This window comes from Sphingomonas sp. MJ1 (PH-R8) (assembly GCF_048058635.1).
Classification (GTDB): Bacteria; Pseudomonadota; Alphaproteobacteria; order Sphingomonadales; family Sphingomonadaceae; genus Sphingomonas.
Window position 1 is genome coordinate 1 of sequence record NZ_JBBEFX010000055.1, and the last position, 1315, is coordinate 1315.

1 protein-coding gene and 1 pseudogene are annotated in these 1315 nt (G+C 68.1%); both read left to right on the forward strand.

The window, feature by feature from the left end; genetic code table 11:
* Nucleotides 1–476: pseudogene (locus VPH46_RS16235) on the forward strand (hypothetical protein); the annotation flags it as partial.
* A gap of 48 nt (nt 477–524) precedes the next feature.
* Nucleotides 525–1313 (forward strand): TerC family protein, encoded by a 789-nt coding sequence (locus VPH46_RS16240; protein ID WP_416612896.1) that lies wholly within the window; start codon nt 525–527, stop codon nt 1311–1313.
* Nucleotides 1314–1315 lie beyond the last annotated feature (2 nt).

Below are 1315 nucleotides of genomic sequence, written 5' to 3' on the forward strand. Positions count from 1 at the left end.
CTCCACAGCCCACCCCCAGCATGCTGGTTCTGAGCAGCGAGGATTTCGCCGCCTCCGACATCGGCGCGATCCGATCGAAGCAGGGCGCAGAACTTGCCGACAGCGGTTCGGCGAACGACGGCGGCGACGCTGCAGACAGCGGTGCGGCCTATGGTCCGGGCGAAGGACCCGGCGGCGAGCGGCTGTACCGGGCGGAATGGTATCGCCGACCGACCGACCGGGAGCTTGGCGCCTATATGCCGCCGCAGGGCGCGCCTGCCGGCGCCTGGGCGGAAATCGCCTGCCGCACCGTCGCCGACTATCGCGTCGAGGACTGCCGCGAACTGGGCGACTCTCCGCGGGGATCGCGGCTGGCGGGCGCCATCCGCCAGGCCGCATGGCAGTTCCGCGTCCGCCCGCCGCGGGTCGGCGGAAAGCCGATGATCGGCGCCTGGGTCCGCATCCGCATCGACTTCACCCAGCGTCCCCAGCCCTAGCGTCGCTCCGGCGTTGTGCCGGCGGCAGGCGCCGCATAGACTGGGGGAATGGAAAGCCTGCTCGCACTCTTCTCCGACCCGACGGCCTGGGCCGCGCTGATCGCGCTCGTGGTGATGGAGGTGGTGCTCGGCATCGACAACCTCGTCTTCATCTCGATCCTGTCGAACAAGCTGCCGGAGGAGCAGCGCGCCCGCGCCCGCAAGGTCGGCATCGGCCTCGCGCTCGGCATGCGGCTCCTCCTGCTTTCGATGATCGCGTGGCTGGTCGGCCTGACTGCGGTGGTGTTCGACCTCGGCATCACGGGTCCGCTCAACGACTATGGGCAGCCCGCCTTCGAGACCGCCTTCTCCTGGCGCGACCTGATCCTGGTCGCCGGCGGGCTCTTCCTGATCTGGAAGGCGACCAAGGAGATCCACCACAATGTGGACGCCACGCCGAGCGACGACCTGCTCGACAAGAAGCAGGTGGCGGCGATCACCTTCGGATCGGCGATCGTCCAGATCATCCTGCTCGACATGGTGTTCTCGATCGATTCGATCCTGACCGCGGTCGGCATGACCGACAATCTCGCGGTGATGATCATCGCCGTGCTCGCCGCGGTCGGCGCCATGGTGCTGGCGGCCGATCCGCTGGCGAACTTCATCGCGCGCAACCCCACGGTCGTGATGCTCGCGCTCGGCTTCCTGCTGATGATCGGCGCGGTCCTGATCGCGGACGGCTTGGGCGTCCATGTGCCCAAGGGGTATATCTACGCGGCGATGGGGTTCTCGGTACTGGTCGAGCTGCTGAACATGCTCTCCCGCCGTGCGCAGCAGCGGAAGGGCGGGAAGCACTAGGG